The sequence below is a fragment of the Comamonas sp. 17RB genome (assembly GCF_030056555.1).
In the GTDB taxonomy this organism is placed as follows: Bacteria; Pseudomonadota; Gammaproteobacteria; order Burkholderiales; family Burkholderiaceae_C; genus Comamonas; species Comamonas terrigena.
Map to the genome: position 1 here is coordinate 224,676 of NZ_JASHHY010000010.1, position 23,430 is coordinate 248,105.

Consider the following 23,430-nt stretch of genomic DNA (forward strand, 5'->3'; position numbering starts at 1 on the left):
CCTACACTGGCACACCATCCCGCTCACCCCTGTCTGCCGTGATCCGTTTCCGCCGTCCCTGCCGCCCCCTGCTGTGGCTGCTGCCCGCCTGCCTGGCCCTGCTCACCGGCTGCGCGGGCGTCAAAGTCAGCTCCATCCAGCCCTCGGACTACCTGGCCCAGCGCCGCGCCGATGTGCTGACCAGCGGCCAGCTCAGCCCCGCCACGCGCGAATCGCTGCGGGTCATGGGCAGTGAAGCCAAACCCTGCCTGGCCGATGCCGCGGCCTGCCGCACCGCGCTGCGCAGCAGCGCCGGCCTGACGGACGAGCAACGCCTGTCCGCCCTGTCCGAGCTGTGGGCCCGGGAGGCCATGGACCAGGAACGCGCCCCAGCCACGCAACCCGGACAGGCCGTGGATGCCTGGCTGGAATCGGCCCGCTACGCCTGGGCCTACCTGTTCTTCACCGAACGCGACCCCACAGCACGGGCCTTCGAAGACCGCCAGACCCAGGTGCGCGACTACTACAACTACGCCGTGCAGCAGGCCATCACCGGCATGTTCCGCTACCGCAGCACGCTGTCCGAGCCCCTGCCCGCCGACCTGGACGCACTGCAGGGCGACCGCACGCAGTGGCAGCAATGGCTGCTGACCATGGACCTGTCCGGCCTGCGCCAGCCCGCCCACCGGGTGATGCCGCAGGAGCTGCTGGCGGCCACCTCGCTGACCTTCTCCGGCCTGCGCAACATCTACCGGCGCGACGGGTTCGGCGCCGAACTGGTGGCCGTGTTTCCGCCGCCGCCCGAGGCCGTCGGGCCGGATCCGCGCTGGGGCAGCATGCAGGGCCCGCCCTACCAGGAGGCGCTGTTCCCCGCCATCACCGCCTTGCTGCAGTTTGACGGCGGCACGCTGGCCGAGGTGCTGTCCACCCAGAGCCTGACCGTGCGCCTGCTGGACCCCTACCGCCAGCGCGAAGTGCAGCTGGCCGACAGCCGCGTGCCGCTGGCGGGCAATTTCACCTCGGGCTATGGCCTGTGGCTGGCCCGCTCGGGCTTCTCCACCCAGGCGCTGCGCAGCCTGTTGGGCGTGGGCAACGGCATCGTGCGGCCGCAGATCTATCTGATGCAGCCCTACGACCCCAGCCGCCGCGTGGTGGTCATGCTGCACGGCCTTGCCAGCAGCCCCGAGGCCTGGATCAATGTGGCCAACGAGGTTCTGGGCGACGAGCTGCTGCGCAGCAACTACCAGATCTGGCAGGTCTACTACCCCACCAATGCCCCGCTGGCGCTGAACCACCACGCCATCCGCGCCGCGCTGCAGGAAACGCTGGAACACTTCGACCCCAGCGGCCAGGCCCCGGCCTCGCAGAACCTGACCCTGGTGGGCCACAGCATGGGGGGCGTGCTGTCGCGGCTGATGGTCAGCAGCACCCAGGGCAATATCCTGGACGCCATGACCATGGAACTGGAGATGCCCGCCCGTACCCAGCGTCAGCTGCGCGGCCAGCTGGCCGAATACCTGGAATTCGAGCCCCTGCCCCAGGTGCGCAACGCCATTTTTGTGGCGGCGCCGCACCGCGGCACCAGCTTTGCCAACCACCGGTTGGCACGCTGGGCCGCCAACCTGATCACGCTGCCGTTTTCCATGGTCGAACAGTTTGCCGATGTGACCCTGGCCATTGCCAACGCCGCACCGCGCACCGGCAAGCAGGGGCTGTTCCGCATTCCCAACAGCATCGACAACCTGAGCGACCAGGACCCGTTCATCCGTGCCACGGCCGACCTGCCGATTTCCAGCTTCGTGCGTTATCACTCCATCATCGGCAACGATACGCCCAAGTTGCCGCTGGAAGAAAGCAGCGACGGCATCGTGCCCTATGCCAGCGCCCACCTGGCCGGAGCGGAGTCGGAGCGCGTCATCCCGTCGGGCCACAGCGTGCAGGAGCAACCCCAGGCGATTGTCGAAATCCGGCGCATTCTGCGCAGCCAGCTGACGGGGCCCTGAGCCGGTCCCACCATGGGGTCCGGGTGAGCGCCCATGCAAAAGGGAGGGCGTCACCGCCCTCCCTGCTACTTTGTCACCTTATCACCCGGTGATGCCGCGCAGCGCCACCACCGCAGCACCGTTCAGAAGCCGACCGCCAAACCGTCGCGGCGGTGGTCGGAACCGGCCACATAGGCGCTGGGCTCGCCCGGCGCCGTGTCCAGCTTACGAATCAGCTGGGCGGAACCGAAGTCCAGGCTGTTCGGCGGCGCGATCTCAGGCACATGACCCAGGGCGCGCAGCCCTTCCACCACGGCGGCGGGCACGGTGTGTTCCAGGGTCAGCGCTCCCACATCGTTGATGCGCCAGCGCGGCGCATCGCTGCAGGCCTGGGGGTTGAGCCCCTCCACCGCCTCGCGCAAAGTCATCTGCAGATGGCCCTGGGCCTGCATATTGCCGCCCATCACGCCAAACGCCATATGGGGCTGGCCGTTGCGCAGCATGAAGGCCGGGATGATGCTGTGCATGGGCCGCTTGCCGCCCGCCACCTGGTTGGGGTGGCCTGGCGTGGTGACAAAGCCCATGCCGCGGTTGTGCAGCGCAATGCCGGTGCCCGGCACCACCACGCCCGAACCGAAGCCCTTGAAATTGGACTGGATGAACGAGACCATGCGCCCCTGCGCATCGGCCGCGCACAGGTAGACCGTGCCGCCGCTGCTGGGCTGGCCCGGCGGGTAGCTGCCGGCGCGCTGCGGGTCGATCAGCGCCGCGCGGCGCTGGAGGTAGGCCGGCGCCAGCAACTGGGCGGCCGTGACCTCCATGTGCGCCGGGTCGGCAATGTGGGCGTACAGATCGGCGAAGGCCAGGCGCATGGCCTCGATCTCCAGGTGCATGCGTGCGGCCGAACCTGGCGCCGTGTCCCGGTACGGCAACTGCTCCAGGATGCCCAGCGCGATCAGCGCGGCAATGCCCTGGCCGTTGGGGGGAATCTCATGCACCGTGCGGTCGCCGAACGGGGTGGAAATGGGCTCCACCCACTCCACCTGGTGGGCAGCCAGGTCATCGGCCGTCAGCGCCGCACCGCAGGTCTGGGAAAACGCGGCAATGCGCTGCGCCAGCGCGCCACGGTAGAAGGATTCGGTCCGGGTGCGGGCTATCTCCTGCAGCGTGTCGGCCTGGGCCGGGAAGCGCCAGATCTCGCCAGTCTGCGGAGCGCTGCCATCGGGCTTCAGAAACTCGGTAAAGCCGGGCTGCGCGCCCAGATCGATGGCGGCCTGGGCCCACTGGCGGGCAATCACCGGGCTGACCGGAAAGCCATCGCGCGCATGGCGGATGGCGTCGGTGAACAGGTCTTCAAACGGCAAGGCGCCAAAACGTTCGGACAGGGCTTTCCAGGCGGCCACACCACCCGGGGTGGTGACGGAGTCCCAGCCCACCTTGGGCATGTGCTCCAGGCCCGCAAAGCGCTCGGGCGACCAGGCCTGGGGCGCGCGGCCACAGGCGTTCAGGCCATGCAGCTGGCTGCCGTCCCACACCAGGGCAAAGGCATCGCCGCCAATGCCGTTCATCGTGGGCTCCACCACCGTCAAGGTGATGGCGGCGGCCAGCGCCGCATCGATGGCATTGCCACCGCGCGCCATCGCCGCCAAGCCGGCCTGGGCGGCCAGCGGCTGGCTGGTGGACACCACATTGCGCGCCAACACAGGCTGGCGGCCAGAGGGAAAGGGAAGGCTCCAATTCATATGCACTTGTTCTCGCAATTCGTCATTTCCATGCAGGCCAGGCGTCACAGCGACACCTTGGCCGTCTTGATCACCTCACCCCAGCGTCGGTGGTCGGCCTGGGTCAGCGCCGCCAGCTTGGCACCGTCGCCCGGCGTCACCACATAGCCCTTGGCAATCAACTCGTCGATGGTGGACTTCTCCTTGAGCACCTCGGCCGTGGCCTTGGCCAGCAGATCGACCGCCGCCTGCGGCGTGCCCTTGGGGGCGTAGATGCCGAACCAGTTGTCCACGTCGTAGCCTGACACACCGGCCTGCGTCACCGTCGGCAGATTGGGCACGGCAGGCACCGCCGTCGACGATGCCACGGCCAGCGCACGCACCTTGCCGGCCTGGATCAGCGGCAGCGAAGCCGCCACGCTGTCGAACATGAAGGACACGGCGCCCGACAGCATATCGGTCACCGCCATGGCGCTGCCCTTGTAGGGCACATGCACGGCCTGGGTGCCGGTGCGCTGCAGCAGCAGCTCGGACTCCAGGTGCGACAGCGTGCCCGTGCCCTGGGAGGCAAAGTTCACCGTGCCGCTCTTGCTGCGCAGCCAGGCCACGAATTCCGCCATGGTCTTGGCCGGCACCTCGTTGTTGACGATCAGCAGGTGGGGCGCATTGGCGATCAGCGCCACGGGCACGAAGTCGCGCTGCAGATCGGCCTTGGTGGGATAGAGGTGGCCGGCAATCATCTGGTTGGTGACGGCCGCCAGGTACAGGCTGTAGCCATCGGCCGGCGCGCGCGCCACGGCATCCAGCCCCAGCGTTCCGCCGGCGCCGGGACGGTTCTCCACCATGATGGACTGCCCGATCTTCTCGCCCACCTTGTGCGCGACCAGGCGCGCCAGGATGTCGGTAGCGCCCGCGGGCGGAAAGGAGATCACCGTCTTCAGCGGGCGGGCCGGGTAGGCGTTGGCCCAGGCCGGCAGGCCCGCAGCCGCCAGAGCACCGGCCGCAGCCGGGGCCAGCAGGCTGCGCAAGGCGCCGCGGCGCGTGGTGGAAGTGGAGGAAGCAGACGTAGAAGGGGAAACCAAGAAACCGAGGGAATGCATGGGAGCCTTTCAGGGGACGGAAACCCGGCCGCCACACGACACGGCGGCGGATCCGAGAGAGGGAGACTCCCGCTACCGCGCAAGAACAGTGCCAACGGGCCCAACGCACTGCATCCACCCCGCTTCTTGCAGCATTCCCTCTGCAATCCCCACTCCCACGCCATGCTCACCCCACACTGGTGCACAGCGGCCGCACCAGCAGACAGCAGGCAGCAGGCAGCAGGCAGCAGGCAGCAGGATCCACCGCGCCGCGCACAGCAAAAAGCCCCGGCAGGCGGGGCTCAGCGGGGCGCCGCCATACGGCGGCACCAAGGGGACGGCAGGCTTACTTGCCGATGCAGAAGCTGGAGAAGATCACGCCCAGCAGATCGTCCGAGGTGAATTCCCCGGTGATGCTGTTCAGTGCCTGCTGCGCCAAGCGCAGCTCTTCGGCCAGGATGTCCAGCGCCGGCCCGGGCACGTTCAGCTGGTCATGGGCCTCCTGCAAATGCGCCCCCACGGCCTGCAGCGCCTCCACATGCCGCGCACGGGCGATGTACAGGCCTTCGGCGGCGGACTGCCAGCCGGCCACCTGCAGCAGACGCTGGCGCACGGCATCCAGCCCCGCGCCGGTGCGGGCGGACAGGCTCAGGCGCTGGTCGCTGCCCGCTCGGCCGGCCAGAGGCGCCAGCGGCTCCATCTGCGCGCCGGGCGCGGCCAGGTCGGTCTTGTTCCACAGATCGATCACCGGCACGCTGGGCAGGATGCGTTCCGCCAGCGTCTGGGCGATCTCCAAGTCGGCGGCGGCATAGTCGGCCTCCGTGGTGCGCGAGAGGTCGTGCAGGAACAGCACGGCATCGGCGGCGGCGATCTCGTCCCAGGCACGGGCAATGCCGATGCGTTCTACCTCGTCGTCGCTGTCGCGCAGGCCGGCGGTGTCGATCACGTGCAGCGGCACGCCATCGATCTGGATGGTCTGCTGCACCTTGTCGCGCGTGGTGCCGGCAATCGGGGTGACGATGGCCAGCTCAGCCCCCGCCAGTGCATTGAGCAGCGAGCTCTTGCCCGCATTGGGCTGGCCGGCAATCACCACCTTGATGCCTTCGCGCAGCAGCGCCCCCTGCTGGGTGCGGGCCAGCACCAGGCCTAGCTGTGCCTGCAGGCGGTCGAGCTGGCCGTAGGCGTCGGCTTTCTGCAGGAAGTCGATTTCTTCCTCGGGGAAGTCCAGCGTGGCTTCCACCAGCATGCGCAGATGCACCAGGGCATCGCGCAGCTCGCGGATTTCGCGCGAGAAGTCACCCGACAGCGACCGGCTGGCGCTGCGGGCTGCTGCTTCGGTGCTGGCATCGATCAGGTCGGCAATCGCCTCGGCCTGGGCCAGGTCGATCTTGTCGTTCAGGAACGCACGCTCGGTGAACTCTCCGGGCTGGGCCAGGCGCAGGCCGGGCAGCACCGGTGCCCCTGCTTCGCCCAGGCTGGCCGCCGCCTCCAGGCAGCGCGCCAGCAGCAGCTGCAGCACCACCGGCCCGCCGTGGGCCTGCAGCTCCAACACGTCTTCCCCGGTGTAGCTGTGCGGGCCGGGGAAGTACAGCGCCAGGCCGTGGTCTATCGGAGCGCCCTTGGCATCCTTGAACGGCAGGTAGCTGGCCTCGCGGGGCTTGAGATTCTTGCCGCACAGCACACGCACCAGGGGCGCGATCTGCTTGCCCGAGACGCGCACGATGCCCACCGCCCCCCGACCGGGTGCGGTAGCGATGGCGGCAATGGGATCGGTATGGCGGGCAAGCATGGGCAAGGCTTTCGAGGAGGAAATCGGTGGGGGTACCGGGTCAGCGGCCGATCATAGCCAGGGCCGCCGTCTTTGCCGCGCCGGAAGTCCCGGCACCAAAGACAACGGCCGCTTGCGGCGGCCGTTGGGGGGTCAGCGCAGGCGCTGCTTACTTCTTCTTGCCCGCATCAGCCGCAGGGGCCGACTTGAAGTTGGGCAGATTGAACTGGGGCGGCACGCCCATGCGGGTGTTGATGACCCACTGCTGTGCGATGGACAGGATGTTGTTGGTCAGCCAGTACAGCACCAGGCCGGCGGGGAACATGAAGAACATCACGCTGAAGATCAGCGGCATGAACCACATCATCTTGGCCTGCATCGGATCGGGAGGCACGGGGTTCAGTGCGGTCTGCAGCAGCGACGACAGCATCATCAGCAGCGGCAGGATGAACCAGGGGTCCTTGGCCGACAGGTCGGTGATCCAGCCGATCCAGGGCGCCTGGCGCATTTCCACCGAGGACAGCAGCACCCAGTACAGGGTCATGAACACGGGGATCTGGATCATGATGGGCAGACAGCCGCCCATGGGATTGACCTTTTCCTCGCGGTAGATGCGCATCATCTCTTGCTGCATCTGCTGGGGCTTGTCCTTCAGGCGCTCGCGCATTTCCTGAATCTTGGGGTTGATGGCCTTCATCTTGGCCATGCTGGAGTAGGCCTTGGCGTTGAACCAGTAGAAGAGGATCTTCAGGATCAGCACCAGACCGATGATGGCCCAGCCCCAGTTGCCCAGCACGCTGTGGATCTGGTCCAGCAGCCAGTACATGGGCTTGGCCAGGATGGTGAACATGCCGTAGTCCTTGACCAGCTCCAGGCCGGGGTAGATGGACTCCAGCATCTTTTCCAGCTGCGGGCCGGCAAACAGGCGCGCATCGACGGCCTTGGTTTCGCCGGGTTGCAGCGTGCCCAGGGTGGTGATGGTGCCGGCGGCATACAGGTTGTCGCCCACCTTGCGGGCGAAGTTGTCGCGCTGCACGCCATCACCCAGCAGCCAGGCGCTGGCGAAGTAATGCTGCACCATGGCCACATAGCCATCGGGCGTGGACTTCACGAATTCGGTCTTGCCCTTTTCGATGTCCTTGAACTCGACCTTCTGGAACTTCTTCTCGTGCGAGTACACGGCCGGACCGGTGAAGGTCGAGTACATGGCCGACTTTTCGCCTTCGGGCGCATTGCCGTCACGCAGCAGCTGCAGGTACAGCTGGGGGCTCACGGCGGCCGTACCGGTGTTCACCACCTCGTGCTTGACCGCGATGTCGTAGGCGCCGCGCTTCAGGGTGTAGGTCTTGACCAGCTTCACGCCGTCCATGGCGGGCGACTCGAAACGCACTTGCAGCTCGTTGGCACCATCGGCCAGCTCGCGCGCACCGGGCATCAGCTGCATGGTGGTCTTGTGCGTGGGGAAGTTGCCGCCGATCAGGCCGGTCTGGGCCAGGTAGACGCGGTTGGCGCTGTCGTCGAACAGCACAAAGGGCTTGCTCTTGTCCACGGAGTCCATGTACTTGAGCAGTTCGGCGTGCTCGATGCCGCCGCCCTGGCCGTCAAACGTCAGACGCAGCACATCGGTGCTGACGGTGATCTTTTCGCGGGCAATGGCGTCGGCCGCCGGTGCAGCGGCACCGCCGGGCACATCGCTGGCCGTAGCGGTCGGAGCGGCAACCGCTGGCACGTCCGAAGGCTTGGCCGCGGCCGGGGCGGGCGCGGTGGAAGCCGAGGGGAAGAACGTGGCTGGCTTGCCGTTGTGGATTTGCCACTTGTCCCACAGCAGAACCAGGGAAAAGGCAAATATCACCCACAGGATGGTGCGGCGAATGTCGTTCATGAAGACTTCTTTGCAGAGGAAGAGGAGGTCAAACCGGAAAACAGCCCTGGCGCACGCTCGGGCACGGGATCATGGCCGCCGGCGCACCACGGGTGGCAGCGGGCCAGACGGCGCAGGGTCAGGTAGGACCCGGCGGCGGCACCATGCCGCTCCAGCGCTTGCAGGGAATAGGCCGAGCAGGTGGGCTCGAACCGGCAGGCCGAGCCCAGCCATGGACTGAGCGTGAGGCGATAGCCCCGCACCAATGCCATGAGCAAGGCCCGCACCATGTCAGACCACCCCTTCGGAAACCGGCGGCGCAGACGCGGGTTGCGCCTTGGCGGGCTGTTGGGCCCGGCGTATGGCCGAGGCGAACAGCTGCTGCAGCTCGGCCCGCACGGCCGCCTTGAGTGTATCGGAGCAGGCACTGATGAAGTGCTTGCGATCAAAGCCCGCCCGCAGGCGCACCACATACGCCGCCTGGGCAGGCAGGGCCTGCAGCTGCGGGGCGCAGGCCTCGGCCACGGCGTAGACCTGGCGCTTGATGGCATGGCGGGTCACGGAACGCTTGGCCCAACGCTTGGGCACCAGCGGGCCCATCCACACCTGTGGATAAGCCTGTCCGGGAACGGCAAACAGGGCCTGCGGCCCTTGCACTGGAGGCAAGGAGCCGGGCCCCGAAGGAATGGTGTCGGCGGCAACCTGGGCGGATTCGAGCACCAGGCGGTGCAAGGCGAAATGCGCCGACCGGGCGATGACGCCCCCGGACATTGCCGCCTGGAACTGCGCGCGCGTCTTCAGCCGCTGCATATCCATCAGCCCCGACCTGCAGGGCGTGAGATGGGACAGGCTGCCAAACGGACTGGCCTTAGACGGCCAGGCGCTTGCGACCCTTGGCGCGGCGTGCGTTGATCACGGCACGGCCACCCTTGGTCTTCATGCGCACCAGGAAACCATGGGTACGGGCGCGGCGGGTCTTGGAAGGTTGGTAAGTACGTTTCATGTTGATTCCTTGGAAGGTTCAGTTTTGCAGTGGCTGCGCTGCTTCGAATAAGCCGCGCCCGCCTGCACCGCCCGGCTGTCGCACACCCTCTTCCAATGCGCAGCAATCATTGCCGCACCCCGGAAACAGGCGTGCACCACTACCGAAAAATTTCCAGTATTGTGCGCCGCGCGGGACATATCACCCTGAACACATTCAGGGAAACCCGAAATTATCTCAGCGTTGTCCCCTTGTTGCAATGCCCCTGCAAAACTTCCGTCAAAATACCTCGCCTATAGGAAGACAGGGTCGGGTGGGCCTTTCATTGTGGATAACCGTTTGAAAAGCTACAATCACCACCCCGTAACCGTTCCTCCTATCCACAAGAAAACCAGCAAGAAATGACCGAGGAACCCACCAACGACGCTGGCCAGGGCCTGTGGCAGGCCTGCGTCGAGCAGCTCAGCCAAGACCTGCCGGAGCAGCAGTTCAACACCTGGATCAAGCCCCTGACCGCCTCGGTGGCGGAAGACTTCTCCAAGGTCACGGTCTACGTGGCCAACCGTTTCAAGCTCGACTGGATCCGTGCCCAGTACGCGGGCCGCATTGCCGCGCTGCTGGAAGCTCTGTACGGCCAGGCCGTCACCCTGGAGTTGGCACTTGCTCACCGTGAAAGCGTGACCCGGACCTATGTGCGCCCGGTGCAGGTCGCAGCCAGCGCCGCAGCTCCGGAAGCCGGCGCCCCGGCCACCACCCTGTCGGCCAGCGAAGAAGCGGCCGCCCCGGTGTTCCGCACCCGCCTGAATCCGGCCCTGACCTTTGACACCCTGGTCGAAGGTACGGCCAACCGCATGGCCCGCTCGGCCGCGATGCACGTGGCGGGCTCGCCCGGCCACCTGTACAACCCCTTGTTCATCTACGGCGGTGTCGGCCTGGGTAAGACCCACCTGGTGCATGCCGTGGGCAACCAGCTGCTCAAGGACAAGCCAGACGCCAAGGTGCTCTACATCCACGCCGAACAGTTTGTGTCCGACGTGGTCAAGGCCTACCAGCGCCGCACCTTCGACGAATTCAAGGAACGCTACCACTCGCTCGATCTGCTGCTGATCGACGATGTGCAGTTCTTCGCCAACAAGGACCGCACGCAGGAGGAGTTCTTCAACGCCTTCGAAGCGCTGCTGGCCAAGAAGAGCCACATCGTGATGACGTCGGACACCTACCCCAAGGGGCTGGCCAACATCCATGAACGTCTGGTCTCGCGCTTCGACTCCGGCCTGACCGTGGCCATCGAGCCGCCCGAGCTGGAAATGCGTGTCGCGATCCTGATCAACAAGGCCCGCGCCGAGAACGCCGAGATGCCCGAGGAAGTCGCCTTCTTCGTGGCCAAGAACGTACGCTCCAACGTGCGTGAACTGGAAGGCGCGCTGCGCAAGATCCTGGCTTACTCGCGCTTCAACCAGAAGGAAGTGTCGATCCAGCTGGCCCGCGAGGCACTGCGCGATCTGCTGTCGATCCAGAACCGTCAGATCTCGGTGGAAAACATCCAGAAGACGGTGGCCGACTACTACAAGATCAAGGTGGCGGACATGTACAGCAAGAAGCGCCCGGCCAGCATTGCACGGCCGCGCCAGATTGCCATGTACCTGGCCAAGGAGCTGACGCAAAAGAGCCTGCCGGAAATCGGCGAGCTGTTTGGCGGCCGCGACCACACTACCGTGTTGCACGCCGTCCGCAAGATTGCGGGTGAACGCCAGCAACTGACCGAACTGAACCAGCAGCTCCATGTGCTGGAACAGACACTCAAAGGCTAATTTCCCGCCTGCGGGCCGGACTGCGGACCTGTGTCCGGGCCGGCAGGGGCACAATGGGGGTTTGGGCAGCAAGAGGGGGTACGCCACCATGTGCCGCTGGCCCAAACGCAGTCCCCGCATCACCATCAGAGGTTGACATGATCGTCCTGAAAGCCACACAAGACAAAGTTCTCGCGGTCCTGCAATCGGTGTCCGGCATTGTTGAACGCCGTCACACCCTGCCCATCCTGGCCAATGTGCTGATTCGCAAGACGGGCAACGCCTTGCAGCTGACCACCAGCGACCTGGAAATCCAGATCCGCACCACGGCCGAGCTCGGCGGTGACACCGGCGACTTCACCACCACGGTGGGTGCCCGCAAGCTGATCGACATTCTGAAGACCATGCCCGGCGACCAGACCGTGAGCCTGGAGACACAGCAGTCCAAGATGATCCTCAAGGGCGGCAAGAGCCGCTTCACGCTGCAGACCCTGCCGGCCGAGGACTTCCCGCTGGTGCAGGAAGCCGCCGCTTTCGGCCCGGCCTTCAGCGTGCCGCAGAAGGTGCTCAAGGAGCTGCTGGGCCAGGTCTCGTTCGCCATGGCCGTGCAGGACATCCGCTACTACCTCAACGGCATCCTGTTCGTGGCCGAAGGCAACACGCTGAGCCTGGTCGCCACCGACGGCCACCGCCTGGCTTTTGCCAGCGCCGAGCTGGATGTGGACGTGGGCATCAAGCAGGAAGTCATCCTGCCGCGCAAGACCGTGCTGGAACTGCAGCGCCTGCTGAGCGATGTGGGTGGCGAAAACCAGCCCCGCATCGAGATGCAGTTCGCCAACAACCAGGCCAAGTTCACCTTTGCCGGCATGGAGTTCGTCACCAAGCTGGTGGAAGGCAAGTTCCCCGACTACAACCGCGTCATCCCGCGCAACCACAGCAACAGCATCACCCTGGGCCGTGCCCCGCTGCTGGCCTCGCTGCAGCGCACCGCCATCATGACCAGCGACAAGTTCAAGGGCGTGCGCCTGAACCTGGAGCCGGGCACGCTGCGCGTGGCCTCCACCAATGCCGAGCAGGAAGAGGCAGTGGACGAGCTGGACATCGACTACGGAGGCGACACCATCGAAATCGGTTTCAACGTGACCTATCTGATCGATGTGCTGGCCAATATGGGCCAGGACATGGTGCAGGTCCAGCTGGCCGACGGCAACAGCTCCGCCCTGGTCACCATCCCCGAGAACGAGCGCTTCAAGTACGTGGTGATGCCCATGCGCATTTGATGCCACTGGGGTGCCCGGCCCGGCTGGGCGCCCCCTCGAAAGAGCGGCCGATCCTGCGCGGATCGCGCTCTTTTCCACCGTTAGTTCATTGAATTCAAGGCAGGGCAGGTGCAGACAGCGCCTGCTCTTGCAGCACAAGGCATTTCATCCATGACCGCAGAGAACCAGCCAGATCCCCAGAACCAAGCCCCTGCAGGGGCCGACGCAAGCGGCTATGGCGAAGGCGCGATCCAGATCCTGGAAGGCCTGGAGGCCGTGCGCAAGCGCCCCGGCATGTACATCGGCGACACCTCCGACGGCACCGGTCTGCACCACCTGGTCTTTGAAGTGGTGGACAACTCCATCGACGAAGCCCTGGCTGGCCACTGCGACGACATTCTGGTCACCATCCACGCCGACGGCTCGCTGTCCGTCATCGACAACGGCCGCGGCATCCCCACCGGCGTGAAGATGGACGACAAGCACGAGCCCAAGCGCTCGGCCGCGGAAATTGCCCTGACCGAGCTGCACGCCGGCGGCAAGTTCAACCAGAACAGCTACAAGGTCTCCGGCGGTCTGCACGGCGTGGGCGTGTCCTGCGTGAACGCGCTGTCCGTCAAGCTCAAGCTGACGGTGCGCCGCGACGGCAAGACCCACGAGATCGACTTCTCGCGCGGCTTTGTGCAAAACCGCCTGATCGAAGTGGTGGATGGCGTGGAAATCTCGCCCATGCGCATCATCGGCGACACCGACAAGCGCGGCACCAAGGTGCACTTTCTGCCGGACACCGAGATCTTCAAGGAAAACAACGAGTTCCACTACGAGATCCTGGCCAAGCGCCTGCGCGAACTGTCCTTCCTGAACAACGGCGTGCGCATCCGCCTGAAGGACGAACGCGACGGCAAGGAAGACGACTTCTCAGGCGCCGGCGGCGTGCAGGGCTTTGTGAAGTTCATCAACGGCAACAAGAAGGACCTGGACATCACGCCCTTCTACGCCACGGGCAGCCGCCCGGCCGAAAGCTATGGCGGCATTCCCGGCACCGAAATCGGTGTCGAGGTGGCCATGCAGTGGAACGATGGCTACACCGAACAGGTCCTGTGCTTCACCAACAACATTCCCCAGCGTGACGGCGGCACCCACCTGACAGGTCTGCGCGCAGCCATGACGCGCGTGATCGGCAAGTACATCACCGACAACGACCTGGCCAAGAAGGCCAAGGTCGAAATCTCGGGTGACGACATGCGCGAAGGCCTGTGCGCAGTGCTGAGCGTGAAGGTGCCCGAACCCAAGTTCAGCAGCCAGACCAAGGACAAGCTGGTGTCCAGCGAAGTGCGTGCGCCGGTGGAAGACATCGTCGCCAAGACGCTGACCGAATACCTGGAAGAAAAGCCCAACGATGCCAAGAAGCTGTGCGGCAAGATCATCGACGCCGCCCGCGCCCGTGAAGCTGCGCGCCGTGCCCGCGAAATGACACGCCGCAAGGGCGTGCTCGACGGCATGGGCCTGCCCGGCAAGCTGGCCGACTGCCAGGAAAAAGACCCGGCGCTGTGCGAAATCTACATCGTCGAGGGTGACTCCGCCGGCGGCTCCGCCAAGCAAGGCCGCGACCGCAAGTTCCAGGCCATCCTGCCGCTGCGCGGCAAGATCCTGAACGTGGAAAAAGCCCGTGCCGAGAAACTGCTGTCCAGCCAGGAAATCGTCACCCTGATCACCGCCCTGGGCACCGGCATCGGCAAGGCCAGCGCGGACAGCGGCAAGAGCAACGCCGACGACTACGATCTGGCCAAGCTGCGCTACCACCGCATCATCATCATGACCGACGCGGACGTGGACGGCGCCCACATCCGCACCCTGCTGCTGACCTTCTTCTACCGCCAGATGCCCGATCTGGTGGAAGCCGGCCACATCTACATTGCCCAGCCACCGCTGTACAAGGTCAAGAACGGAAAGGAAGAGCTGTACCTGAAGGACGGCCCGGCCCTGGACCAGTACCTGATGCGCATCGCCCTGCAGAACGCCAGCGTCACCACCGGCGGTGCTGCAGCGCGCAGCATCGAAGGCGAAGAGCTGGAGAAGCTGGCCCACATGCACCTGGCCGCCGAAAGCGTGATCGAACGCCTGTCGGCCTTCATGGATGCCGAAGCCCTGCGCGCCATTGCCGACGGCGTGCAGATCAAGCTCGACACCCTGGCCGATGCCCAGGCCTGCGCCCCGGTGCTGGAAGCCAAGCTGCGCGAGCTGACCACCACCGGCGTGCCCGCTGCCGTGACGGCCGAGATCGATCCGCACTCGCAGAACCCCATCCTGCGCATCAGCCGCCACCACCACGGCAACATCAAGAGCTCCATCCTGACGCAGGAATTCGTGGCCAGCCACGACTACGCCGCGCTGGCCGATGAAGCGCAGAACTTCGTCGGCCTGCTGAACGAAGGTGCCAAGGTCACCCGCGGTGAAGGCGAAAAGGCCAAGACCGAAAAGGTGGGCGACTTCCGCCAGGCCATGCGCTGGCTGATCTCCGAAGCCGAACGCACCACCGGCCGCCAGCGCTACAAGGGTCTGGGCGAAATGAATCCCGAACAGCTGTGGGAGACCACCATGGACCCCGCGGTGCGCAGCCTGCTGCAGGTCAAGGTGGGTGATGCCATCGAAGCCGACCGCGTGTTCACCATGCTGATGGGCGACGAGGTGGAACCCCGCCGTAACTTCATCGAAGACAACGCCCTGCGCGCCGGTAATATCGACGCGTAAGCGCCCTGGCGCACGGCAATCCGGCCCCCGGATTGCACCCATGAAAAAGCCCGGCAGTGCCGGGCTTTTTTGATGGAAATGGATCGGGAGCCAAGGAAGGCCACCAGCTCCGGCAGGACCCACTGCGGCCAGGATGACCGCCAGCGGGACAGCGCCGCCGATGCCCCAGGCACCGGCAAGCGCCACCCCCTTGCCGCGTGCCCATGGCAGCGACAAGGTTCTCCGTCGATCAGGTCTGATCCACCTTCAGGCGGCCATCGCTGAGCATCTGCTTGACCAGCTCTTCGGACGAGCTGCCCTGCAGCAGGTCCACACCTTGCAGCGTGATCTGCTGGTCCACCTTGGAGATCAGCGAACCGGCATCATCGCTGAACGCGCCGGTGCTCGAGATGCGCAGCACGGTGTCGTCGCCCTCCTTGCTGAAGCTCAGGTACTTGCCCAGGTTGTCGGCGTTCTCGTTCTGCAGCAGATCGGCCAGATCCAGTACATCGTGGCCGTTGCCGAAGTCGGCCACGACGTCCTTGGCCGCCAGTGCCAGGCCATCGCCACCGGCGTCGCCCTGCTTCCAGACAAAGATGTCATCGCCGTCGCCGCCGATCAGGGTGTCGTTGCCGGCCCCACCGATCAGCACGTCATTGCCGCTGCCGCCTTCCAGGTGGTCGTTGCCTGCACCGCCGTGGAGGCTGTCGTTGCCAGCCCCACCGCGCAGCACATCGTCGCCCGCACCACCCAGCAGGGTGTCGCTGCCGGCCCCGCCGATCAGGTTGCCATGGCTGCTGCCCGAACCGTCCAGCACCACGCCCGAGCCACTCTGGCTGCTCAGCGTCAGGTCAAAGCTGCCGGAGATGCTCGACGACACATCGCTGCCATCCACGGTATGGGCCGTGAAACCGATCTGCAGGCCGTTGGCCGATGCGTTCTGGTCCGTCAGCGCATCCTTGGCCTGGACAAAGCCCAGCTGGTCCATATCCGTCTGGGACAGACCGGTCAGCGTGTAGGTGTCCGTGGCCTGGTCGTAGCTGGCAGTGTGCAGGGTGCTGCCCACATAGAAGCTGGCGTGCTCACCCAGACCGGTCAGGGTCAGGGTCACCGTCTCGAGCGAGCTGTCGCCCGCACCGGCGGACTGGCGGTCCTTCATGGCCAGGTTCAGGTTCAGCGCGATGATGTCGCCCTCGCGTCCGAAGGACTGCTCCACCACCGGCGTGTCGGTCTCAAAACCATCGGCCCGGGCAGCCACTTCCAGCTGGAAGGTCGCGGAGCTGACCTGCTGGTGTCCGGAATCGCTGCTTTCGCCGCTCAGCACACGCAGTGCCAGGTTTTCCACCGTGCCGCTCCAGTTCTGCGGCGCCTGGATGCTGATGACTGGCAGCTTGCCGCCATCGACCGGGATGCTCCAGCTGGAGCCGGTGTTGACGGCCTGCACCAGTGCCCCGTTGGCGTCCGTGTAGTACACCAGGAAACCATTGGGCAGATTTTCCAGGATGGCGGTGTGGATCTGCTCGGAGCCGTCGGCGTCCAGCAGCTTGCCCCCGATATCCAGCGTGATGAGGCTGGTGCCGGTCTGGTTCTCGCTGCCCTGGATGGTGCCGATGTCACCGTCCTGGTAAGGCGTGTTGGAGCCCACGTTGGTGAACTCGAAGCCGTTGTTGATCTGCTCCACCACCACGGTGCCGCTGTCACCGTTGCTGTCGGCCCAGCCTTGCGAGCTGGTCCACTCCGGCGCATCCTGCTCCTTGCTCTGGACGATCACTTCCACTTCCAGGCTGCCGTTGACGTACTTCTGCGCCGCATCGGGCTGGTAGTGCAGGCCCACGATGCTGGTGCTGGTGCCTGTCAGCAGCGCCTGCTGGGTCGCGGCATCCAGCGGCAGCTGGTAGCTGCCGTCCGCCTGCTGGACCAGCTCGGTCGTGCCGTAGAACAGCTTGCCGCCGCTGAAGCCATCGCCCTCGGTCAGCTTGATGGTCAGCGTGCCGTTCAGCAGGGACGGACCGTCCACGCCGCGCGCAATGTCGATCTGGATCGCAATGTCGCTGCCTTCCTTCGGACGTTCACCGGTCGGGCTGCCATCGGCGTCGGCTGCCGACAGCACCACCGCGGTGCTGACACCATCGGTCTCGGGCGCCAGGGGCAGCGTGTCGTGGACCTTGACCACGGTCTGCTCGCCGGTGGACACCACATGCCCGGCCATGGTGGCATCGATCTGCATGCCACCGAAGTGGTCGTTCAGATCGGCCGGCGGTGTGACCACCACCTCGCTCAGCAGGGCCTGCAGCTCTTCGGTGGTCTTGGCCGTTCCGGAGATCAGCCACAGTTCCTCGGCGCCATCGCCGCCCACCTTGATGGCAGTCAGGGTGTGACCGTCCTGGACGATGGTCGCGCCTGCCGGCAGCTTGAGGCTGAGCGTGAACGCCACATCCTGGCCGCTGGGGTTGTCGCTGATCGTCGCCTGGAACAGCTGGTCCAGGGTGAAGGCCGTGTCTTCCTGGCCGGTGAAGTCCGGGTTGCGTTCAAAGTCCAGCTGCACGGCTTGGCCCGGCTGTCCGCCGCCGGTGAAGTCGGCCTGCAGCTCGTACTGCACGGAAGCGTTCGAGACGTTGCTGGCCCCAGCGTCGTGGCTGAAGACTTCGATGCCGATCGTGGCATGGGCCTGGCCGGACAGTGCGGAGCCAGCCGTGAAGGACAGCTGCGCCTGGACGTCGCCACCATGGACGCTCGCCTGAAACTGGGCCAGTTGCGACTGCGTCACCTCAATCACCCACTTGCCGTTGTCCAGCTGGTGGGCCACACCCACCTGCGTGCCACCGATGCTCAGCCCATCGACCGTCAGGCCATTGGGCACACCGGTCACCAGCACCTGGATCAGGGATTCGCTGCCATCCTGGTCGGCCGAGCTCAGCACAATGCCCACCTGGAAGTTGCCTGTGCTCTCCAAGGTCACCAGGGGCACGGTGCCGGAGGTGTCGGTGTTCAGGTCGGCGCCACCGGTGGTGATGCCACCCAGCTCCAGGCTCACCTGGTCGGTGACCGGGGTCACGTGCAGGTGGTAGTCCTGGGGCTCGCCCAGCGTGGTGACCGGGGCCACGGAACCGTCGCTGGAGGCATCCGTCACCTCGTACTTCACCGTGAGCTTGAGCTCCGGTGCATCGGCCTGGTTGTCGGCCTTGTTCTCGGTGATCGGCAGGGCCGTCACCTGACCGGCCTGGGTGGCATCCAGCACGTACCAAGCGCTGCCCTGGGCATCGGTGACGATCTTCACGGATGCGCTGTCGATGGGCTCGCCGTTCAGGAACAGCTGGAAGCCCTGGGATTCGAAATCCTCGGCCTTGATGTGCACATGGGTCAGGCTTTCGTTCTCGCCTTGCGGTGTCTGGATCGAGAAATCGAGGGCAGATTCACGGTCCTCGTACAAAGTGGCGTGCTGGTTGCCCACCGACTCGGGCGAAGGCGTGATGGTGGCCACCAGGGTTTCCGTGGCATGGCTCTTCCAGTCGCCGTCGTTTTCGGTGGTGACTGGGGTCACCTGCACCGACACCGTGCCGCTGAAGTTCTCGGGACCGGTGATGGTGATGGCCTTGAGGGCGGCTTCGGAATCCACCGCCCAGACGCGGTCCGCACCCGTGCCACCCAGATAGCGCGCGCCTTCCAGGGTGAAGCCTTCGGGCAGGCCGGTGATGCGGAAGCTCAGCTTTTCCGAACCATCGGTGTCCGCCTGCTGCACGCTCTGGATCAGATCGCCCAGCTGGATCTTGGCAGCGCCGCTGTCCAGGTCCGCTTCCGTGTAGGTGTGGGGCTTGGCCGCCACGCTGGCTTCATCGGCCACACCGATGACCTTGACCGGCAGGTTCTGCGTCTGGCTCCAGGCACCGGTGCTGGTGTCAAAGCCCTGCAGGGCGTCGACCGCCTGGGTCTTCACCTCCAGTGCAAAGTCGGCATTGCTGTTGACCGGGGGGGTCACAGTCAGGCCTGCGCTGGTCTGGTAGTCGGTGATCACCACCGACCAGGATCCACCCTGCGCGGTGACGGTGATGCCCGGCACGCCCGTGGTGCTGCTGGTGATTTCCAGCCCGCCGTAGTGCAGGCTGGCTCCGACGGGAATCTGGGCAATGCTGACGTTGAAGGTTTCCGAGCCGTCCGTGCTGGACGGACGGATCGTCAACGCAATCGCCGTGTCTTCCAGCCCTTGTGCCGGCTGCACCGACAGCGCAGCCAGGTCGGCATCCGGCGCGACCTGGATGGTCAGGCTGCCCGCATCGGAGATGGCGGTATCGGCCACACCAGTCTCGGTGTCGTCGTCGTAGTCGTAGGTCTTGGCCTGGAACTGGACCTGGAAGGTGCCCGCATCGTTCAGCGGGGCCTGGAACGTGAGGCTGGACAAGGCCGACAGCGGCACCTCGATCGGGGTGCCCTGGTAGGTGGCGCTGCCGCCATTCCAGGTGAAGACGGTGCCGATGGCCGGGCTGCTGCTCAGACCGTCTTCCGACAGCTTCACCGGCGTCAGCAGCACGGTGGTGGTTTCGTCCAGATCTTCGTTCTTCCAGCCAGCCTGGTTCAGCAGGTCGGTGGCTTCGATGTTCAGGTCGAACACCGTGTCTTCCTTGCCCAGGGCCGCATAGGTGTGGTCCGTGGTGGGCACGGTCAGGTCGGCCTGGCCATTGTGGTCCGTATCGCCACCGGCGGTGCTTTCGGCCACCGGGGTCACGGTGATCTGCACTGGCTTCTGCACCGTCACCTCATCGCTGGTGTCTGCGCCACCCGTGACGTCGGCATTGCTATCCACCGTGGTGATGGACAACTGCACCGTGGCGTCCTTGCTGCTGTGTGCCGGCGGGGTGAGCGTGAACTGGCCCAGCGCCAACTCGCGATTGGCTTCGGAACCTGCCGTGAACTCGATCACATAGGGGTCGGCCGTGGTGCCGGAGCCCGTGACCGTCCAGACCGCATCGCCGGCCGTACCCGCAGCTGGTTGGCCGCTGAGCGTCCAGTCCTGCGGCAGCTCGAACTGCACCTTGGTGATGACTTCGGTGCCACCGGCCGTTCCGCTGTCGGTCACCCGCACGCCGGCGAGGAACGCCACTTCGGTGTCTTCGGCAATCGCTTTCGGGTGCTCCACGACCACGTCACCGGCGACCGGCTCCACGTGCAGATTCACGGTGACGGAGTCGCTCAGCACCACGCCATTTTCCTTCGTCCCATTCGGGTCGATGTCCTGGGCCTTGAGCGTCACCGTGATGTCGGTGATGTCGCCGCTGAAGTCCTTGGGCGGCGTCACGATGATGTCCGGCAGGCTGCTGGCATCCTTGCTGGTGATCTCCAGCTTCACCACCTGGGTGGCACTGGTGATCAGCGTGCCGTTGACCGTGCTGCCCACGGGCAGGCCCGTGACTTCCAGCCAGCGGTGTTCGCTGCCGTCCACATCGGCCTGCTTGTTACCGTCGGCATCGGTATCCAGGCTGACCTTCAACAGCGGTGTCAGGTTGTAGCTGCTGTCTTCCTTGAGCGTCAGCTCGTGGCTGTCCTTGCCGTCGATCTTCAGCTCGATCGGGTCGGTCACCGCAAGCACCTTCACATCCACCGTGGTGGAACCCGTCTTTCCGTCTACGCTGCTGAGCTTGTTGCCGCTTTCGTCCACCTCATAGCTGGTCACTTTGACCGTGACCTTGAAGTTGGCAGCATTTTCCGCCGGCGGCAGCACCTGCAGGGCCTCGAATTCGGCGGTGGTCATCGACAAGGCACCACTGGCACTGGCGGTGTGGTTGCCATCCGTGAGCAAAACGGTGACCGAACTGCTGGTGAAGGTATAGACCACGTTGCCGCTGGCATCCAGCAGCTGTGCCCCAACCGGGAAGCCGCTGAGCGTGATGGGACCCAGGCGTTCAGGGTTGTCACCCGCGCCGGCACCGTTCTGGTCGCTCGCATCGCTGATCGTCGGGGCCTTCAGGCCCAGGTGCACGGCAGTGTCTTCATTGGTGGTCGCAGGTGCCAGTGTGTCCAGCACCGGCGCATCGGCCACGGCCTTGACCTGGACCGTCACCGTGCCCGGGACCGGCGTACCATCATCCCTGACGATCGAGTACTTCAGTTCATCGGCCGCATACTGGTCTTTGCCTTGCAGCTGGTTGCTGTAGTTCGGGCTGGGCACATAGGTGATGCTGCCGTCCTTGTTGACGGTGACCGTACCTTGCAGGCCATGGCCGGTGGCGTACACCGTGCTGCCATCGGCACCCGGTGTGCCCTGCAGCACCGTGACGCCATCGGCCGCCAGAATGCGGATTTCGCTGGCCGCCACGTCCGCACCCAGGCTGAACTGGTTGCCCGTCGTGCCGGCGCCGCTGTCTTCGGTCACGGTGATGAGCTGGGAGGCGCGCTCCACATCGTCTACCACGGAGACCTGGAAGTTGCCGCTGGCGGTGTCGCCATCGCTGTCACGGGCCTCGAAGCTGATGGGCAGATCCAGCACACTGACCTGCTTGCCGTTGCCATCCACGTGGTCCAGCGCGCCCGTCAGGGTGAACTTGTAACCGGCCTGGTTGGTGCTGGCGTTGGTGATTTCCAGGCGGAAGACTTCTGCGCCGCCCACACCCGCGGTGGCAACGATCTTGCCGTCCGCACCCAGGGTGATAACCAGGGCGGTGCCGTTGGATTTCAGCCCCAGGTCCTGCAGCTGCTCGGCCGTGGCCTGGGTGAAGTAGGCCTTGGCGCCGCTGGCATTGTCGGCACCAAAATCCACCGCCAGGCTGCCCGTGACCACGGTCAGGGCACTGTTGGCCTCGGTACCGGTGGCCAGGTTCTTTTCTTCCACGCGGGCGTCGGTGGAATTGCCGATGCTGGGGCCGTCATCGGTGAAGACCAGGTTGGCACCGATATTGACGGTGGTGGTATGGCTGGCCTTGTCACCATCCTTGTCGGTGATGGTGGCCGTGCCCGACAGTTTCACCAGGCCGTCCAACAGGCTTTGCGTGTCGCTGCTGTAGTCGCCGCTGTCCGCCTTGTTGTGGTCGATGGCACCGGTCTGCTCCAAGGTCACCTTGCCGGTGGCGTCCACCGTCACGCTGAACACCACCTTGCCGGTGGTTGCATCGCCGCCGGTGACGCCGACGATCTCGCCATTGGCCTTTTGGTACAGCAGGATGCTCTGGCCGCCGCTCTTCAGGCCCGAATCCGTGCCATTGGTCACAGTGAGCTGGTAGCTCCAGGCCACGGTGCCGTTGGCGCCATCGGCGCCGTAGTCCTTGCTCTTGACCACAAAGACCGGAGCGAAATCCATGCTGGCCTTGTCCGGTGTACCCGCTTGCAGATCCGCGTCATCGGTGGTCAGTGTGGGTTCGGCCGCGCCCACTTCCGTCACGATGGTCGGCACATCGTCAATCACCTGCACGCCCAGCGTGCCAGCGGTGGACACCGTGCCCGTGCCATCGGCCCCCTTGGCAATCACTTCGAGCGCAATGTTCTTGAGCGCATCGTTGGTGCCGTTGCCCGATGCATGGGTCTGGGCCTGCGTCAGCGTGTAGGTGTACTGCACATCCCAGGCCACGTCCATGCCATCGGCCTTGGCCGTCGGTGTGAAGCCGGTGATCGTCAGCTCGCCATGGCCGGCCACCTTGATGACAATGCCATCGGCGCCCAGGTTCTGCAGATCGGCCAGCGACACCACGGTGCCGTTGATCTTGATGCTGTCCAGCCCCGAGCCTGCCGTCACCTTCAAGGTGCCGTGCGCGCTTTCGCTGTCGTCGGCGGTACTGGTCAGGCCCTTTTCATTGACCGTGACCTGGCCCTTGATGGCGGCACCGTTGGTGTCCACCACCGTGATGGTGGGCTTGTCCACCACCGTGCTGCTGACGCTGGAGTGGGTCGCGCTGATCTGCAGGTCTTCAAAGCCCTTGTTGCTGCCGCCATTGTCTTGCACGGCCGCGATGGTCGCGGTCAGCGGCTCGCGGTATTCCACCTGGTTGTCCACCAGCGCCTTCACCGTGAAGGACGGTGCGGCAGTTTGCCCCGCGGCAATGGTCACGGTGCTGGGCAGGCCGGAGACGTCGGCACCGTTGGCGGCTGCGCCGCTCCAGTCCAATGTCACGGTCACGTTCTTGCCTGCGGCCACGCTGACCGGATCACCGTTGCCGTCGACCAGGCGCACGGTGTAGACCAGGGCGCCGCCCTCGAACACGGCCGATTGGTCCACGCTGATCTGCACATAGACCGGATCGCTGTCGTCCAGGATAGCCGTGCTCACCGACTTGGTGTCGGCCACCAGCTTCTCGAAT

Annotated in this window: 12 protein-coding genes; 4 read left to right on the forward strand and 8 right to left on the reverse strand. The window is 65.5% G+C overall.

All coding sequences use genetic code 11. From position 1 onward, the window contains the following. The first annotated feature begins 38 nt into the window (after positions 1-38). Positions 39-1,982, forward strand: coding sequence for an esterase/lipase family protein (locus tag QM470_RS18605; protein ID WP_283340281.1), 1,944 nt, complete (start codon positions 39-41; stop codon positions 1,980-1,982). 122 nt (positions 1,983-2,104) lie between these two features. On the opposite strand, the gene QM470_RS18610 is transcribed toward QM470_RS18605, so the two are convergent. From QM470_RS18610 to rpmH, 7 genes are all read right to left on the reverse strand, one after another. Continuing rightward, positions 2,105-3,703, reverse strand: coding sequence for a gamma-glutamyltransferase family protein (locus tag QM470_RS18610; protein ID WP_283340282.1), 1,599 nt, complete (start codon positions 3,701-3,703; stop codon positions 2,105-2,107). A gap of 44 nt (positions 3,704-3,747) precedes the next feature. Further along, on the reverse strand, positions 3,748-4,782 hold the full coding sequence (locus tag QM470_RS18615) for a Bug family tripartite tricarboxylate transporter substrate binding protein (RefSeq protein WP_283340283.1): 1,035 nt from the start codon (positions 4,780-4,782) through the stop codon (positions 3,748-3,750). Positions 4,783-5,107: 325 nt separating this feature from the next. Then, positions 5,108-6,550 carry a tRNA uridine-5-carboxymethylaminomethyl(34) synthesis GTPase MnmE gene (gene mnmE, locus QM470_RS18620; RefSeq protein ID WP_283340284.1) on the reverse strand — a complete coding sequence of 481 codons (1,443 nt, stop codon included), beginning with the start codon at positions 6,548-6,550 and terminating at the stop codon, positions 5,108-5,110. Positions 6,551-6,698: 148 nt separating this feature from the next. Continuing rightward, positions 6,699-8,411 carry a membrane protein insertase YidC gene (yidC, locus tag QM470_RS18625; RefSeq protein ID WP_283340285.1) on the reverse strand — a complete coding sequence of 571 codons (1,713 nt, stop codon included), beginning with the start codon at positions 8,409-8,411 and terminating at the stop codon, positions 6,699-6,701. Beyond that, the gene (yidD, locus tag QM470_RS18630; protein WP_083520472.1) at positions 8,408-8,680 is read right to left on the reverse strand and encodes a membrane protein insertion efficiency factor YidD; all 273 of its coding nucleotides are present in this window, start codon (positions 8,678-8,680) and stop codon (positions 8,408-8,410) included. Before yidD ends, yidC begins: the two co-directional genes overlap by 4 nt. A 1-nt stretch (position 8,681) precedes the next feature. Continuing rightward, the gene (locus QM470_RS18635) at positions 8,682-9,200 is read right to left on the reverse strand and encodes a ribonuclease P protein component (RefSeq protein ID WP_218333481.1); all 519 of its coding nucleotides are present in this window, start codon (positions 9,198-9,200) and stop codon (positions 8,682-8,684) included. Between the two features lie 58 nt (positions 9,201-9,258). Beyond that, positions 9,259-9,393 (reverse strand): 50S ribosomal protein L34, encoded by a 135-nt coding sequence (rpmH, locus tag QM470_RS18640; protein ID WP_012207856.1) that lies wholly within the window; start codon positions 9,391-9,393, stop codon positions 9,259-9,261. Positions 9,394-9,773: 380 nt separating this feature from the next. Here rpmH and dnaA point away from each other — a divergent pair, with 380 nt between their 5' ends. From dnaA to gyrB, 3 genes are all read left to right on the forward strand, one after another. After that, positions 9,774-11,183, forward strand: coding sequence for a chromosomal replication initiator protein DnaA (gene dnaA / locus QM470_RS18645; protein WP_283340286.1), 1,410 nt, complete (start codon positions 9,774-9,776; stop codon positions 11,181-11,183). A gap of 137 nt (positions 11,184-11,320) precedes the next feature. Beyond that, positions 11,321-12,442: a DNA polymerase III subunit beta gene (gene dnaN, locus QM470_RS18650; RefSeq protein ID WP_283340287.1), complete on the forward strand. Its 1,122-nt coding sequence runs from the start codon at positions 11,321-11,323 to the stop codon at positions 12,440-12,442. 150 nt (positions 12,443-12,592) lie between these two features. Then, the gene (gyrB, locus tag QM470_RS18655; protein ID WP_283340288.1) at positions 12,593-15,172 is read left to right on the forward strand and encodes a DNA topoisomerase (ATP-hydrolyzing) subunit B; all 2,580 of its coding nucleotides are present in this window, start codon (positions 12,593-12,595) and stop codon (positions 15,170-15,172) included. Positions 15,173-15,401: 229 nt separating this feature from the next. Here the strand turns inward: gyrB and QM470_RS18660 are convergent, their stop codons facing one another. After that, a complete protein-coding gene (locus tag QM470_RS18660) occupies positions 15,402-23,417 on the reverse strand; it encodes a type I secretion C-terminal target domain-containing protein (protein ID WP_283340289.1) in 8,016 nt (2,671 codons plus the stop codon). Positions 23,418-23,430: the final 13 nt, after the last annotated feature.